Source organism: Bacteroidota bacterium, assembly GCA_019637975.1.
In the GTDB taxonomy this organism is placed as follows: Bacteria; Bacteroidota; Ignavibacteria; order UBA10030; family UBA6906; genus CAADGV01.
The window spans coordinates 1-14,372 of sequence record JAHBUR010000004.1 but is presented as its reverse complement, the minus strand read 5'-3'; the positions used below and the strand labels follow the sequence as shown (position 1 = coordinate 14,372).

General features: G+C 54.6%; 10 protein-coding genes. All 10 read left to right on the top strand.

Annotated elements, in window-relative coordinates:
• The first annotated feature begins 15 nt into the window (after window positions 1–15).
• Window positions 16–1,614 carry a NarK family nitrate/nitrite MFS transporter gene (locus KF749_02805; protein MBX2990078.1) on the top strand — a complete coding sequence of 533 codons (1,599 nt, stop codon included), beginning with the start codon at window positions 16–18 and terminating at the stop codon, window positions 1,612–1,614.
• Window positions 1,611–2,960 (top strand): NarK/NasA family nitrate transporter, encoded by a 1,350-nt coding sequence (locus KF749_02800; protein MBX2990077.1) that lies wholly within the window; start codon window positions 1,611–1,613, stop codon window positions 2,958–2,960. Before KF749_02805 ends, KF749_02800 begins: the two co-directional genes overlap by 4 nt.
• 37 nt (window positions 2,961–2,997) lie before the next feature.
• Entirely contained in the window at window positions 2,998–3,651 is a 654-nt protein-coding gene (locus KF749_02795) for a cytochrome c3 family protein (protein MBX2990076.1), read from the top strand.
• Window positions 3,652–3,724: 73 nt separating this feature from the next.
• Window positions 3,725–6,673, top strand: coding sequence for a 4Fe-4S dicluster domain-containing protein (locus KF749_02790; GenBank protein MBX2990075.1), 2,949 nt, complete (start codon window positions 3,725–3,727; stop codon window positions 6,671–6,673).
• Entirely contained in the window at window positions 6,666–8,039 is a 1,374-nt protein-coding gene (gene nrfD / locus KF749_02785) for a polysulfide reductase NrfD (GenBank protein MBX2990074.1), read from the top strand. Before KF749_02790 ends, nrfD begins: the two co-directional genes overlap by 8 nt.
• Window positions 8,036–8,560: a DUF3341 domain-containing protein gene (locus tag KF749_02780; protein ID MBX2990073.1), complete on the top strand. Its 525-nt coding sequence runs from the start codon at window positions 8,036–8,038 to the stop codon at window positions 8,558–8,560. The genes nrfD and KF749_02780 overlap by 4 nt, the downstream gene beginning before the upstream one ends.
• Entirely contained in the window at window positions 8,560–9,156 is a 597-nt protein-coding gene (locus tag KF749_02775) for a cytochrome c (GenBank protein MBX2990072.1), read from the top strand. The genes KF749_02780 and KF749_02775 overlap by 1 nt, the downstream gene beginning before the upstream one ends.
• Window positions 9,153–10,325: a hypothetical protein gene (locus KF749_02770; protein MBX2990071.1), complete on the top strand. Its 1,173-nt coding sequence runs from the start codon at window positions 9,153–9,155 to the stop codon at window positions 10,323–10,325. The genes KF749_02775 and KF749_02770 overlap by 4 nt, the downstream gene beginning before the upstream one ends.
• A gap of 24 nt (window positions 10,326–10,349) precedes the next feature.
• Window positions 10,350–11,579 (top strand): alginate export family protein, encoded by a 1,230-nt coding sequence (locus KF749_02765; protein ID MBX2990070.1) that lies wholly within the window; start codon window positions 10,350–10,352, stop codon window positions 11,577–11,579.
• 5 nt (window positions 11,580–11,584) lie between these two features.
• Window positions 11,585–12,580 (top strand): GTP 3',8-cyclase MoaA, encoded by a 996-nt coding sequence (moaA, locus tag KF749_02760; GenBank protein MBX2990069.1) that lies wholly within the window; start codon window positions 11,585–11,587, stop codon window positions 12,578–12,580.
• Window positions 12,581–14,372: the final 1,792 nt, after the last annotated feature.

The following is a 14,372-nucleotide window of genomic DNA, read 5'->3' as shown; positions in this document are numbered from 1 at the left end:
CACTCATCATCATTTATGAAAAAGCCTGAACTGATCGACTTCTCGCAAGAGCGCATCCGTGTGCTGCACTATACTTGGATTGCCTTCTTCATCTCGTTCTACGTGTGGTTCAATATGGCGCCGCTGGCGACCACCATGTTGCGTGAAGTCAACTGGTTGACGCCTGAACACATCAAGATCCTTGCCATTTGCAATGTCGCGCTGACGATCCCCGCCCGCATCATCGTCGGGGCGTTGATTGACAAGTACGGGCCGCGCATCGTGTTTTCGGGGCTGCTTGTGGTGATGGCGATTCCGACATTCATCTTCGCGTTCGGCAACTCCTTCCTTCAGCTTCTTGTCGCCCGGCTCGTGCTCGGCATGATCGGCGCAAGTTTCGTTATCGGCATCCGGATGGTGTCACAATGGTTTCCTCCGAAAATGATCGGGCGGGCGGAAGGCTTTTATGCCGGATGGGGGAACTTCGGTTCGGCATGGGCCGCAATGACATTGCCGTGGATTGCCTTGACCGTGATGGAGGGATGGTTCGGACAGACAGAGAATGGGTGGCGATGGGCACTGTTCGTCAACGGCCTCGTGTCTCTTGTATACGGCTTCGTGTACTATTTTGTCGTGAGAGACACGCCGAAGGGAACGAGGTTCGTCGGAACGAAGAAGACCCAGCCGATGACCGTGACGTCGTACGGCGATCTTGTCCAGTATCTGCTTTGGTCATTCCCTCTCGTGGGGGCGCTCGGGCTGCTTGCGTGGCGTATCGCCCGCATTCAGTTGACCAACGAGTCCGGTGAGACGCACAGCCTGATCCCGGCGGAATACCTGTACATCATTTACGCAGGGCTGATCGTTGTGTACATCGGACACGTGATCAAGACACTCCAGATCAACCTCCCGATCCTGAAGAAAGGTGTGCCGGAAGAGGAACGCTATTCCTTCAACAACGTCGCAGCACTCAACACGACGTACGTCGCAAACTTTGGGGCGGAATTGGCCGTCGTCTCGATGCTGCCGGCGTTCTTCGAGAGCACGTTTTCCGTCGGGCCGGAATTTGCAGGCATTGTGGCCTCGTCATTCGCGTTTGTCAATCTTTTCGCCCGCCCGCTGGGGGGGTTGTTGTCGGACACTATGAAGAACCGCAAGCTTGTCATGAGCATCTACATGTTTGGTATCGCGCTCGGGTTCTTCGGAATGGGAATGATCGACTCAGCCTGGCCGATCTGGATTGCGGTTGCCATCACCATTATGTGTTCGATGTTTGTGCAGGGCGCGGAGGGGGCGACGTTCGCCATCATTCCCCTCATCAATAAGAGGATGACCGGCCAGATTGCGGGAATGGCGGGAGCGTTCGGCAACGTGGGAGCCGTGATCTATCTTGTTATCTACTCTCTGGTCGATGCGACAACCTTCTTCTACATCCTTGCGGGCGGAGCGGCGTTCAGCTTCCTGTACTGTCTCGTGTTCCTGAAAGAGCCGAAGGGGGCTTTCGATGAGGAACTCGATCCGCATCACATCGAGGAGGAGAGTACACATCACACGACTTTGGGACCAGTCGTTTCGGGAGAGCCTGTTCCGGTACCAATTGAAGTGACCTCCTCAACGTCAGGGAAACGGCAATGAGAACCGCATCCAACACGACGTATCTTGACACTTGGCTCCCGGAAGATGAACGATTCTGGGAAGAGACGGGGAAGAAGATTGCTTGGCGTACGCTCACGATCACGACGGTGAGCCTGGTTCTGTCGTTTGCCACATGGTTCATGATGAGCGCGATTGTTGTGCGGCTGCCGCAAGTCGGCTTCACGTTCGATACGATGCAGCTGTTCTGGCTGGCGGCTATGCCCGGTCTCGCCGGGGGAACTCTGCGCATCGTGCACACATTCCTCATCCCGATTTTCGGTACGCGCAATGTGATTTCTGTCGCAACTCTCATCAAACTCATTCCGTGCATCGGCATCGGGCTTGCGGTGATGAACCCGGATACGCCGTTCTGGATTTTCATGGTTCTTGCATTTACGGCGGGATTCGGCGGCGGCGACTTCTCTTCCTACATGCCGAGCACAAGTATCTTCTTCCCGAAGCGCCTGCAAGGCACGGCGTTGGGCATTCAAGCCGGCATTGGCAATTTCGGCGTCAGCCTGACACAATTTGTGACTCCCTGGATCATCGGCTTCGCAATGTTCGGGTCGCTGCTGGGCGAATCGCGCACAATGACAAAAGGAGGAGTATCAAGCGAAATCTGGCTGCAAAACGCCGCATTCTGGTACGTGCCCTTGCTCTTGATTGTCGGCGTGGTGGCGTGGCGCTATTTGCGGAGTGTGCCTATCAAAGCAACCTTCAGAGAGCAGCTCGATATTTTCAAGAATAAGCACACCTGGTTTTGTACGATCACGTACATCATGACGTTCGGATCGTTCTCGGGACTCTCCGCGGCGTTTCCTCTTCTGATCAAGACACTGTACGGAGGATTCCCTGACGCACCGGACGCGCTGACCTATGCGTTTCTCGGCCCGCTTGTCGGCTCAGCGGCGCGGGTAGCTGCCGGGCCGTTGGCGGACAAGTATGGCGGCGCTATACTCACTCATCTCGTCGGCATCGGCCTGATTGCCGGTGTTGCAATCATGATCGGGATGGGCCTGCTGCATCCGGCTTCGATCGATCAGTTCCCGATGTTTGTTGTGCTGATGTTAGTGTTGTTCTTCCTGACAGGGGTCGGGAATGCCTCGACCTTCCGGCAGTATCCGATTATCTTTTCCCATTCACCCCGGCAGGCCGCCGGCGTGATCGGATGGACCGCCGCAGTTGCCGCATACGGGCCGTTTGTGTTTGCAACATTGATCGGAGCCGTGATCACGAACGTCGGAACACCGGTGCCGTTCTTCGTTGGTGTCGGGGTATTCTATGTGATCGCCACCGCCATCAACTGGTGGTACTACACACGCAAAGGATGCGAGAAGCCAAGCTGACAGATGATGTATTCAGTACGCATAACGGGATAGATCCATGAACTGGTTGAAGAGTCGACTTCTTACAGTAATTCTCGGTGTCGCTGTGTTGCTTGCCGGAAGTGTCTTTATGACCTCCTTCACCTATAACATCAAGCTTCCGGACAATCATCAGGGCTACGAACCTGTGCAACCTATTGCCTACTCGCATCGGCTCCATGCCGGAGAGTTGGGCATCGACTGCATGCACTGTCACGGCGGAGCCGAGCGAAGCAAGAATGCCGGCATTCCCCCGGTCAACACATGCATGAACTGTCACAAATTTGTGACCGCACCATGGGTTGACGTGAAGGCGGAAGGTGATGTGGCGGACAAAGAAAAGCGCAAGCCGCGTGAAGTCGTCTCGCCCGAATTGAAGAAATTGTATGAACACATGAGCCGCGACAGCGCTTTGGCGGCAAGCGCAACGCCGGTTGAATGGGTGAGAGTTCACAATCTTCCGGCGTACGTCTATTTCAATCATAGCGCACATGTCAATGCGGGTGTCTCGTGTCAGAAATGCCACGGCGCCGTCGAGACGATGGAGCGTGTGCGCCAGGTCTCCGACCTCTCAATGGGCTGGTGTGTGAATTGCCACCGTGACGCAAATATCAACGGCATCAACGGGATGCAAGTGAAGGCGTCAACTGATTGTGTGACGTGTCATCATTAGAGGGTGAGCATCGACAGACCTCATCCCCCGAAAACGATTTGCAATGCATTCTTGGAGAACAACAGCAGGCACCATGAGTCACGATCATCATCATGAAGAAGAGACAACGGGATTTGACCGCCGGTCGTTTTTGAAGCTGGCGGGATTCTCGTTCGGCGCAATCCTTGCCGGATGTCAGGAAGGAAAGCTTGAGAAAGCGATTCCGTTTCTGATACAACCGGAGGAAGTGACACCCGGGCTCGCGTACTGGTACTCGACAACATGTCATGGTTGCAGCGCGGCATGCGGCGTCTTGGCAAAGAACCGTGACGGCCGTCCGGTCAAACTTGAAGGGAACCCGGATCACCCGCTTTCACGCGGCGGCTTATGCGCTATCGGGCAGGCGTCGCTTCTAACAGTGTACGACTCGCAGCGTTTGCGCGCACCACACGCAGGAGGCAAGCAGATTACGTGGGAGGAACTCGACGCAGCAGTGATGGACGCGCTTGCGCGTCATGCCCCATCCGGCATCCGCATTCTCACCGGAACGATCAACAGTCCCGCAACGCTCGCGGTCATCAACCGCTTTCTCGCCCGCTACGGCAATGCGAGGCACATCCAGTACGATGCGATTTCAACTTCGGCGATACTCGACGCACACGCGCTAAGTCACGGCGTGCGCGTTCTGCCGCATTACCGTTTCGATAAAGCGAAGACGATCGTCAGCTTTGCGGCGGATTTTCTGGGGAGCTGGATTTCGGCCGTTGAGTTCACTGCTGCGTACAGGAAGGGCCGCTCGCTTGAAGGCACGCCGCCGAAATTCTCCCGTCATATCCACATCGAATCGGCACTCTCGCTCACGGGCAGTAACGCGGACAAACGCATCGCCGTCTCGCCCGGTGAAATGCAGGCATCCGTCAAGCTCTTGATGATGAATCTGTTGAAGAAGTCGGGCACGCCCGCTTCTGTAGCTGCACCCAATCTTGCGTTCGCTGACCAGATCGAGGAAATTGCCGGGGAGTTGTGGAACGCACGCGGCGAATCACTCGTGGTATGCGGCGCAAATGATACGCACACGCAATTGATGGTAAACGTCATCAACCAACTGCTCGGCAACTACGGCAGCACGTTAGATGTCGAACGCCCGTCATTGCAGGCGAAGGGAAATGACGCAGAGTTGAATTCATTGCTCGATGAGATTGAGTCGGGCCAAGTCGGCATCCTCATCACCGCGGGCTGTAATCCGGTGTATGATCTTCCTGTTGGAACTTCGCTTGGGGAGAAGTTGGCAACTCTGCCGCTGACGATCGCGCTTTCCGACCGGCTTGATGAAACCGCGTCGGCGGCACGGTTTGCGTTACCGCTTCCGCATCCGCTTGAAGGTTGGAACGATGCGGAGCCTGTTGCCGGCGTTGTCGCTGTCACGCAGCCTGTCATGCAATCCCTCTCGAACGGGCGTTCGCTTGCAGAATCATTGGCCCGGTGGATGGGTGAGAAGAAGACAGCATACGAATTGATTCGTGAAGAATGGAACGCTACCATCTTCAAGCGTGCAACCGGCGCAACGACGTTCGAGAAGTTCTGGAACGACGCTGTGATGACAGGTGTCGCGCAAGCCAATCCGCCGCCGGTCAAAGCATCATTCAAACAATCTGTAATTGCTGACACGTTGAACGAACCGGCGTCAACCGAAACGGGATCAATGATGCTCGTTCTGCAGCCGTCACTCACGATGCTCGACGGCCGGCACGCACACAATCCGTGGCTGCACGAATTGCCCGACCCGGTGACGAAGATTGTATGGGATAATTACGCGTCCCTTTCGCAACGCGCTGCGCTGCGACTCGGTGTTGTAAAAGGGGACATCGTCACCATCACGACCGATGACGGTAAACGCATTGCACTTCCGGTGCACATTCAGCCCGGCCAGCATGAGGGTGTAGTTGCCGTTGCGTTCGGCTATGGGCGCAAAGGAACTGACCGGTTCTTCGATATCGGTCCGAAGTGGATGCAGTCCCGACCAACGGTTGAAAAGGGACATCTTGTCGGCGTGAATGCCGCGCCGCTGCTCGCCTTCGTGAACGGCTCGCTGCAATACGCGGGGCGCAACGTCACACTCGCGCCGACCAGCCGGAGTGTCGAGTTGGTTGCAACGCAGGAGTATGATTCTCTCTACAATCCCGATCTGTTAGGCAAGCCAACCACCGAACGGCGGCCAATCGTGCAGGAGACAACGCTCGCCGCATACACCAAGGATCCCTCCGCCGGAAGTTTCGACAAGCATGAGATCGTTTCGATGTGGTCGGACGATCACAAGTACACGGGGCATCATTGGGGAATGGCGATTGACCTGACGGCGTGTACGGGCTGCTCGGCGTGTGTCGTGAGTTGTCAGGCGGAAAACAACATTCCGGTTGTGGGAAAAGACGAAGTCCGTCGCAACCGGGAAATGACATGGATTCGCATTGACCGCTACTACGATGAATCGGACGGCAACTTCTCCGTTGCCCACCAGCCGATGATGTGTCAGCATTGCGGCAACGCGCCGTGCGAAACCGTCTGCCCCGTGCTTGCGACAGTGCACAACGACGAAGGGTTGAATCAACAGATTTATAACCGGTGCGTCGGAACACGCTACTGCGCCAACAACTGTCCGTACAAAATCCGCCGCTTCAACTGGTTCCACTACTACCGCGGCGATGATATGCAGCGGATGGTGCTGAATCCGGACGTGACCGTGCGTGACCGCGGCGTGATGGAGAAATGTTCGTTCTGCGTTCAGCGGATTCAGCTTGCGAAAATCGAAGCGAAGCGCGACGGCCGTCCGGTGAAGGATGGCGACGTGCAACCTGCGTGCGCACAATCGTGTCCTGCAAAAGCCATTATGTTTGGAGACATGAACGATCCGAAGAGCACAATTGCAGCACAGATGAAGGACCCCCGCTATTATCGCGTGTTGGAAGAAATCGGCGTGAAACCCTCGGTGGGATATATGACACTTGTGCACGACCGTGAGGAGACGAAGGAGGTGACACATGGCTGAAGTCCTTTCCGTGTTGCGCAAGCCTCTCGTTCTCGACAACAAGTCGTACGCCGACGTCACACACGACATCGCGAAGCCTCTCGAAAGAAAAACCTCCACAGCATGGTGGGCAGCGTTCATCATTTCGGCCGGCGTGTTGCTGATCGGTGCTGCCGCCGTCGCCTATCAAATTATGACTGGTGTTGGTGTGTGGGGATTGAACAATACGGTAGGCTGGGCGTTCGATATCACCAACTTCGTTTTCTGGATCGGTATCGGGCATGCGGGCACACTGATCTCGGCTATTCTTTTTCTCTTCAGACAGAAATGGAGAACATCCGTCAACCGCTCTGCCGAAGCGATGACGATCTTCGCCGTGATCTGCGCCGGAATCTTCCCGATCATTCACACAGGAAGACCCTGGTTTGCATTCTGGCTTGTTCCCTATCCCAACTTCCGCGGGCCGTTGTGGGTTAACTTCCGGTCGCCGCTTGAGTGGGATATGTTTGCAATCAGCTGTTACTTCACCATCTCGCTCGTCTTTTGGTATGTGGGATTGATACCCGATCTCGCAACGCTGCGCGACAGAACAACATCAACCATCAAACAAAAAGTGTACGCCTTCTTCAGTCTGGGCTGGAACGGCTCCAACCGGACGTGGCATCGGTATGAGAAGGTCTATTTGCTGCTTGCCGGACTCGCAACCCCGCTTGTTGTTTCCGTGCATACAATCGTGAGTTGGGATTTTGCCACGTCGGTGATTCCCGGCTGGCATACAACAATTCTGCCCCCGTATTTTGTCGCCGGTGCCGTGTTCTCGGGCTTCGCAATGGTGTTGACGCTGATGCTGATTGTGAGAAAGGTAAATGGCTTGGAAGCCTATATCACCACACACCACATCGAGAACATGTGCAAGGTGATTCTCGCAACGGGAGGAATTGTCGGCTTGGCGTATGCGACGGAGCTGTTCGTCGCATACTACTCGGCGAACGGCTACGAGCAGTTTGCATTCATCAACCGTGCGCTGGGTCCGTACGGCTGGACGTACTGGATGATGGTGGGCTGCAATATTCTCGCGACACAATTCTTCTGGTTCAAGAAATTGAGAACGAATGTCATCTGGGTGTTCATCATCTCCATCATTATCAACGTCGGTATGTGGTTCGAGCGCTTTGTTATCATCATGACATCGCTGACGCGGGATTATCTGCCCGCAAGCTGGGCAAGCTTCACGCCCACGATTATTGATCTTGCAACACTTGCCGGAAGCTTCGGGTTGTTCTTCACACTCTTCCTCCTCTTCGCCCGCTTCCTTCCGATGGTTGCAATCGGTGAAGTAAAAGGGGTTCTCCACTACGGCCGCAACGGGAAAGGAGGTCACGCATGAGCAGACGACTGCTGGTCAGCGTGTTCGGCAGCGAACACGATATCGTTGCAGCGACGAAGACGGCACGAACCCGCGGCTATGACATAGTAGATGCCTACACGCCGTTTGCCGTGCACGGACTTGACATCGCCCAAGGAATCAAGCCGACTCGCATTGCTGCAGTGTGTCTTGCGCTTGGCCTCACCGGAGCGATTGCGAAGCTCGGATTTCAAATCTGGACTTCGGCGTGGGATTGGCCTGTCAATGTCGGCGGGAAACCCCTGATTTCGCTTCCAGCGTTCGTACCTGTCACGTTTGAAGTGACGGTATTGTTCGCCGGAGTCGGAACAGTACTCGCGTTCCTGCTGCGCAGCAAGCTCCTTCCGGGCAGGAAGCCGAAGAGATTGTTCGAGGGAGTGACAAACGACAAATTCGTGCTTGTCCTGACACAAACGGACGCCGCGTTCGACGTGCACACCGTGCGTGAGATGTTCACACCGTTTCATCTACTGAAGATGGAAGAACAGGTGGAGGCCGACTGATGGTTATCAAAATCGTCAATACTGTCCTGTTGTTGTTGTTCATAATGTTGATTGCGACTATTTTTCTCGTCCGGCGTGACTATACCACACGCAACATCGAGATACTTCCGGGGATGGTGGCACATACTTCGTATCCGTCACTTGCAGCAACAAGTGTCTTTCCCGACGGGAAGCTTCTGCAGCCGCCGGTGGAGGGAACAATAGCGCGCGGATTTCCGCCAATATCATTTTCGGCTTCCGAAGCCGAAGCAAAACGGGCAGGCGAGGAATTGCAAAGCCCGCTGGTCGCAGCCGACACCCTGCACGATATTCAGCGCGGTGGAAAAGTGTACGCCGCAGTGTGCTCCCCGTGCCATGGCGCCGGCGGAGCGGGTGACGGCACTGTCGCGCAGCGTGGATTCCCCCCTCCACCATCACTCTTTGCAGAGAATGCCATGAAGATGAAGAATGGACAAATGTTTCATGTGATAACATTCGGACAAAAGAACATGCCGTCCCTTGCCGCGCAGGTAACGCGTGCCGATCGATGGCATGTTATCGCGTACATCCGGTCGTTGCAAACACAGCAACGATCACTTGCAGCGGGGCAGCCATGATCATGAAGCACGCTGCATTTCAGCTCTCTCCCGCTCTCCGTCGGAATCTTTTGCTGTTGGCCGGGGCGGGACTCATCATCACCGCTATAGGCGTGATCGTCAATCCCGCGGCGACCTGGCCGAACATTCTGCTTGCTGCATACTATCTGCTGAGTCTGGGAATTGCCGGGGCTGTGTTTATCGCCCTGCTGTTTGTTACCAACGCCGGTTGGGCCGTAGCATTCCGCCGGGTACCGGAGGCAATGACAAGCGTGTTGCCCGTCGCGGCCCTTGCAATGTTCGTCGTTTTGTTCGGCATAGGGACGTTGTATGAGTGGAGTCATCAGGATGTCGTCGCGGCGGACCACATGTTGCACGAGAAGGCCGGCTGGTTGAACGTCCCGTTCTTCGTGATCCGCACGGTGATTTACCTTGGTCTCTGGCTGCTGTTTGTGGCCTTGCTGGTAAAGTACTCACGCAAGCAGGATGCGAGCGGCGACATTACGCTTACGGCAAAAAGCACAAAACTCTCGGCAGTATTTCTTGTCGTGTTTGCGTTGACCTTCACTGTCGCAAGCATGGATTGGATCATGTCGTTAGAGCCGCACTGGTACAGCACCATCTTCGGTATTTACAATTTCTGCGGGTTGCTGTTGAACGGTCTGGCCGCCATTACCATCGTCGTTATCCTGTTGCGGCGCTGGGGGCCGCTGCAAAGAGTTGTGAACGAATCCCACCTGCACGATCTCGGGAAGCTCATCTTCGCCTTCAGCACATTCTGGATGTACATCTGGTTCAGCCAGTACATTCTTATCTGGTATGCCAATATTCCCGAGGAGGTGGTATATTATCTTCGTCGGGAGCAAGGGAGTTGGCTCATCTTCACCGGACTCAATGTTGTCTTCAACTGGGTGATTCCTTTCGCTGTTCTTCTTCCGCAATCAGCGAAGCGGAACGAAGGCCTGCTCTTCAAGGTCTGCATCATCATCATGATCGGGCATTGGATAGATTTGTTTTGGATGATACTGCCGCCGTTTCACGAGTCGGGGCCGGAGTTCAGCCTCTGGGTTATCGGGCCGATTGCCGCTGCACTTGCATACTTTTTTTTCGGAACTTTCCGGGCGCTCTCCCGGGCCCCGGTAGTTCCCGTGAAAGACCCGATGCTGGAGGAAAGCCTCCATCTCTCTTGAACTTGTCTCAGGAACAATGTACGTATGCGCCTTCTTGCCTTCTTCCTTCTTCTTGCCGCTGTGCCAGCATCCTCCCAGGATTTCTCTCCCTCTTTTCGGTGGATGGGAGATATCCGGATCCGCAGTGAAGTGGACATGCGCGATTGTAATCAGCGAACCCATGCAAATACCTACACGCTGTTGCGAACACGGCTGGGGCTCGAAGCGCGTCCGTTGGAGGATGTCCGCATTCTTATTCAGGCCCGTGATTCGCGGGTGTTCGGCCAGGAAACAAGCACTCTTTCCGATTCACGCAACCTCGACCTTCACCAAGGATACGTTGAGCTTACAAAGCTGTTTCTCGATGAACTGACGCTGCGTCTCGGCCGCCAGGAATTGTCGTACGGCAATGAGAGAATGGTCGGGACGGTTGGCTGGCATAACGTCGGCCGCGTATTTGACGGTGGTCTCGCCCGTTTCGATATTCCTTCATTCATGCTCGATCTCTTTGCGATGAACACCGGCGAGGTACAACCGTATGCACCGGTGGCAACTCCTCCGGCGGTGCAACCGGTGAGTGATGAGGGGAGCAATTTCTTCGGTTCGTATCTTTCAATAAAGAATATTCCCGAACACACAGTAAGCGGCTATCTTCTGTACGAATGGAACCGCTCGCTTTCGTCTGGTGCCACGGAACTGCAGCGTTTCACAGCCGGTTCGCACGTCAAAGGGAAGGCCAATGCTCTCGATTACGAATGTGAATTTGCCTATCAAGGGGGCAAGCGGCGGGCCACCAACATTTCGGCGTATATGTTGACAGGAGGAGTGGGATACTCGTTTGAAGGTTCCGTGTTCAGCCGCGTTGCGGCAGGTTATGAACTCCTGTCCGGATTATCGGGCGGAACGACGTACAAGTCGTTTGATCCCGCCTTTCATACGGGACATAAGTTCTACGGGTATATGGACTACTTCATCAACATCCCGGCACAGACGCTTGACCGCGGATTGACTGATCTGATGATCCGTTCCACCATCACGCCCTCCGAGAAACTCAGCCTGAACATTTGGTTCCACCATTTCGCCTACCATCAATCTATCGCGGGCCAACGCACCCTGGGTCAGGAAATCGATGTAGTGCTCACACTCCGCTACAACAGGAATGTCAATTTTGAAGTGGGCACTTCGGTATTCCTCCCGGCCTCGGCGATGCGCCAACGGTTTAACGGCAGCGATGCTGCATTCTGGGGATACCTTTTGACCATGGTAACGTTCTGAAACGTATGCCCGTCACCCCCCTCACCGATACATTTGATCGTCGCCACGAGTATCTCCGGATTTCACTCACCGATAGATGCAACTTGCGATGCAAGTATTGCATGCCCGCGGAAGGAATTGCCATCCAGCCGCGGGAAGAGATTCTGAAGTTCGATGAAATTCTGGCCCTTGCGCGTACCTTCGTTGATCTGGGAGTACACAAAATCCGGTTGACGGGGGGAGAGCCTTTGGTGCGGAAGGGGGTTGAGGAATTATGTTCGCACCTTTCGGCAATTCCCGGTCTTACAACGCTTGCGTTGTCAACCAACGGCATTTTCCTGGAAGAGAATGCGCAAGCCCTGCACGCGGCCGGTGTACGTCATATCAACATCAGCCTTGACACACTTCGACCGGAACGATTCGAGCATATCTCGCTTCGCAGTGGCTTCGACCATGTTCTCGCCGGCATCTCAGCCGCATCGAAAACCGGTTTTGCATCGGTGAAGATCAACACGGTGGTCATGAGAGACTTCAACGACGACGAATTACCGGATTTCGTTTCGCTTGCCGTCGACAAATCTCTGAATGTCAGGTTCATAGAATACATGCCGTTTCTCGGCAACCGGTGGAACGAAGTCCGCTTCATGTCCTACGGTGAGATGAAAGAGAGAATCAGCCGGAGGTATCAGCTCATTCCAATATTGCCGGGCGAAGGTGTGCGGGGAACAGCGAAAGAGTATCGGGTTGCCGGAACCGATGCAGTGGTTGGCTTCATCCCGACGATCAGCGAACACTTCTGCGATTCGTGTAATCGTTTGCGCCTCACCGCAGACGGAAAACTCAGGAATTGCCTCTTTGCGCGCGAGGAAACGGATCTCAAGCTGCTGCTTCGTAGCGGAGCAGAGCAGACGGAAATCGAACGGGCAATTCAAGCATGCGTCATTGCCAAATGGGAGCGCCATCCCGATGTCCCCGAGTTAGTACATTCCGGAAATGCCGCAATGGTCGCAATCGGCGGATAGGGCAAACCGCCTTAAGCGTACGCTTGGAGATCGATTCGCCATGTCAAGGCATTGGTGCCATGCGCAAAAAGCACTCTTTTCGGGCGCCGACCTACACAGTTAAAGCCGACACAACAAGAATCAGGAATACAAAACCCCGCATTGCCATAACACTTCTCCTTTCGATCTATTTTCCTACAGTAGGTGGTCGCTGCAGCTGAGCCGAAATACGTTGGGTACGGCACCGTTTTCTGAGAATGTAACTGCTGCATACCGTCTGCGCTATCAGGGCAGCGGACAACAATATCTACGAGTGTTACCCACCTCGGTTGGCTGAGAATATATCACCGGCACATAGAGCATAATGTGCCATTGATAGATGTCGGTACCTTGCAGGAGTCTTCTCAATCGAATCTATTTGTAGCAGATAGGCCGTCTATCTGCCAGATATACATAGCCCCAAGAATCCAGCCCCTTACTCCTCCCGAATCGACGGTCGTCAGACTCCGGCAGGGGCCGTCGTCCGACGGACTCTGACGAGCTGTGTGGGATGGCAAACCAATCTGGCTTTGCGGTTTCAGCTTGCCCGCCAATAAGCTGAGGTGTCCGGAATTGACGGTCGTCAGACTCCGGCAGGGCCGTCGTCCGACGGACTCTGACGAGCTGTGCGGGTTGGCGAATCATGCAGAGCTTCGCGATTTCAACTGGGTGAGCAAAGAAAGTGGGCGATGAACTGACCGCATGCTTAAAATTTGGCTTTGGCGAAACCAACAGACTGACTTGAATCAACCTTAAGATGTCCCATGACAACTGTTGATAATGAATTAGCGCAGGGGATCTGATCTAACGTGTGGTGGGCTTCCGAAATCGCTGGCGGTGCGCAGTGGGAAGAATCACTCGAAGGGGTTGAGATTTCGGCAAAACAAGCAATTGCACCACGGCCGAAATCTCTGGCATGCGGGGTGGCGAGTGATTCGTGGGTTACGATTTCGCCGCCCTTTTCCCGCTTCTGGATCCGCCCTATGTGCGGGATCCTGGAAGGCGGACTTTCCGTCCACTTTTTCCGCCCTTGAATCCCGCATCTGCGGAATCTCAAAGAGCGGGACTTTGGGCGAGTCCGATCCCAATGGCATCGAGATCTCGTCACGCTTCTCGCGTGACGGACAAAGAAAGTGGACACATAGAGAACGATCCGAGCTTGATTGAACAACACAATACACCTCCCTCATCGGCCCCAACGGCGCCGGTACAACAACCCTCTTCAACATCGCCACAGGTTTCCTTATAGCAGACCTGGTATGTCATGGATTTATCAAAGGATCGCAACGAATGTGTCAGTCCTGACTGAATATGGTGTATGCTCTTTGTAGCCAATCGAAGCCAATCAAGATCACTGGAAGCAGCAAATTAGGCTGGTCAATACATGTTGGGGGGATTTTTTTCGAGCTCTTTTGGGGTCTTGAGGTGAAGAGGGTTGATCTGTGACACGTTCAGGGCATAGCCCTTGAAAATCTCATTCGCTTTTCCTATCGTTATGAGGGCGAGATTTTACTGCTGCATACCGTCCGCGCTATCAGGGCCGCGGACAACAATATCTACAAGTGTTACCCACCTCGATCCAGGAACGGGGTGCCGTACGCTGAGGCGTACTTGCGTTTATTCGTGACCGTGCATTATGACGGTCGTTGGTTTGGCACAAAGACCTGTTACAAGGGGAAATGATTCACAACGCGAAAACTTGATTCGACCACGCTCCACCGGACATGGGTACATGTACCTTTGAACACAAAGGAAGGCCCCCTGTCATGTGATC

Excerpts from the sequence above, each read along its gene's own strand:
- KF749_02805 (MBX2990078.1), top strand. The coding sequence starts at position 16 with ATGAAAAAGCCTGAACTGATCGACTTCTCGCAAGAGCGCATCCGTGTG.
- KF749_02800 (MBX2990077.1), top strand. The coding sequence starts at position 1,611 with ATGAGAACCGCATCCAACACGACGTATCTTGACACTTGGCTCCCGGAA.
- KF749_02795 (MBX2990076.1), top strand. The coding sequence starts at position 2,998 with ATGAACTGGTTGAAGAGTCGACTTCTTACAGTAATTCTCGGTGTCGCT.
- KF749_02790 (MBX2990075.1), top strand. The coding sequence starts at position 3,725 with ATGAGTCACGATCATCATCATGAAGAAGAGACAACGGGATTTGACCGC.
- nrfD (MBX2990074.1), top strand. The coding sequence starts at position 6,666 with ATGGCTGAAGTCCTTTCCGTGTTGCGCAAGCCTCTCGTTCTCGACAAC.
- KF749_02780 (MBX2990073.1), top strand. The coding sequence starts at position 8,036 with ATGAGCAGACGACTGCTGGTCAGCGTGTTCGGCAGCGAACACGATATC.
- KF749_02775 (MBX2990072.1), top strand. The coding sequence starts at position 8,560 with ATGGTTATCAAAATCGTCAATACTGTCCTGTTGTTGTTGTTCATAATG.
- KF749_02770 (MBX2990071.1), top strand. The coding sequence starts at position 9,153 with ATGATCATGAAGCACGCTGCATTTCAGCTCTCTCCCGCTCTCCGTCGG.
- KF749_02765 (MBX2990070.1), top strand. The coding sequence starts at position 10,350 with ATGCGCCTTCTTGCCTTCTTCCTTCTTCTTGCCGCTGTGCCAGCATCC.
- moaA (MBX2990069.1), top strand. The coding sequence starts at position 11,585 with ATGCCCGTCACCCCCCTCACCGATACATTTGATCGTCGCCACGAGTAT.